This window comes from Streptomyces cahuitamycinicus, assembly GCF_002891435.1.
Lineage (GTDB): Bacteria > Actinomycetota > Actinomycetes > Streptomycetales > Streptomycetaceae > Streptomyces > Streptomyces cahuitamycinicus.
Genome location: NZ_POUC01000808.1, coordinates 1 through 1,634 on the forward strand (window position 1 = coordinate 1; position 1,634 = coordinate 1,634).

The following is a 1,634-nucleotide window of genomic DNA, read 5'->3' on the forward strand; positions in this document are numbered from 1 at the left end:
CGGCCGCCCCGCTCCCGGCCGCCGAGGACCGCCCCACCCCGCTCCTCGTCCTCGACGTCGTCGGCCTCACCCCCCGTCTCCTCGACCACATGCCCCACCTCAGGGCGCTCGGCCAGTCCGGCTCCCGCGCCCCGCTCGGCACCGTCCTGCCCGCCGTCACCTGCGCCGCCCAGTCCACGTTCCTCACCGGCACCATGCCTTCCGAACACGGCATCGTCGGCAACGGCTGGTACTTCCGCGAACTCGGCGACGTCCTCCTGTGGCGCCAGCACAACGGGCTCGTGGCCGGCGACAAACTCTGGGACGCCGCCCGCCGCGCCCACCCCGGCTACACCGTCGCCAACATCTGCTGGTGGTACGCCATGGGTGCCGACACCGACATCACCGTCACCCCCCGCCCGGTCTACTACGCCGACGGCCGCAAGGAACCCGACTGCTACACCAGGCCGGCCGCGCTGCACGACGAACTCACCGAAGAACTCGGCACGTTCCCCCTCTTTCGCTTCTGGGGCCCCGGAGCGGACCTCGTCTCCAGCCGGTGGATCATCGACGCGACCCGCCACATCATCCGTACCCGGCACCCCGACCTGACGCTCTGCTACCTCCCTCATCTCGACTACGACCTGCAGCGCTTCGGCCCCGACGACCCGCGCTCCCTGAAGGCGGCCGCCGACCTGGACGCCGCCCTGGCCCCGCTGCTGGACGAGGCCCGCGCCGAGGGCCGTACCGTCGTCGCACTGTCCGAGTACGGCATCACCCGGGTGAACCGGCACGTCGACATCAACCGCGCCCTGCGCCGCGCCGGCCTGCTGGAGGTGCACACGCAGGACGGCATGGAGTACCTCGACCCGATGGCATCGCGCGCCTTCGCGGTCGCCGACCACCAGATCGCCCATGTCTATGTGCGCCGTCCCGAGGACCTCGACGCCACCCGGGCGGCCCTGGACGGCCTGCCCGGCATCGAGCAACTCCTCGACGACGAGGGCAAGAAGGCCCATCACCTCGACCATCCGCGCGCGGGCGAACTCGTCGCCGTGGCGGAACCCGACGCCTGGTTCACGTACTACTACTGGCTCGACGACGACCGCGCGCCCGACTTCGCGCAACTCGTCGAGATCCACCGCAAGCCCGGCTACGACCCGGTCGAGCTCTTCATGGATCCCCTCGACCCCTACGTCAAGGTCAAGGCGGCCACCGCCCTGGCGCGCAAGAAACTCGGCATGCGCTACCGCATGGCGGTCGTGCCCCTGGACCCCTCACCTATTCGCGGCAGCCACGGCCGCCTTCCGCAGAGCGACGACGACGGTCCGCTCCTCATCTGCTCCACCCCCCGTGCTGTCGGCGACCGCGTCGCGGCCACCGATGTGAAGTCACTGCTGCTCCGACTCGCCGGTCTCGCCTGAGGCCGTAGAAACCGTAGAGGCCATAGCCCTCAGTCCCGACTGGTCACAAGTGAAGCACTCACCACTGACAACGCCCCGCGATCACGAGGAGTTCCACGCATGAGCCGCTTCTCCCAGCCCGACCCCGAACTCAGCCACCGCCTCAGCAGACGGGGCATGCTCGGCGTGGCCGCCGGCGCCACCGCCGCCGCCCTGCTCGGCGCCGCGGCCCCCGCGACAGCCGCCCCCGCC

The 1,634-nt window shown here is 71.1% G+C and carries 1 protein-coding gene and 1 pseudogene; both read left to right on the plus strand.

What is annotated here, in order from left to right; genetic code table 11:
- Positions 1 to 1,403, plus strand: a 1,403-nt coding sequence (locus C1J00_RS43045) for an alkaline phosphatase family protein (protein WP_102914194.1), incomplete at its 5' end; no start/stop codon positions are given.
- Positions 1,404 to 1,502: 99 nt separating this feature from the next.
- Positions 1,503 to 1,634, plus strand: a pseudogene (locus C1J00_RS47475) (sugar phosphate isomerase/epimerase); the annotation flags it as partial.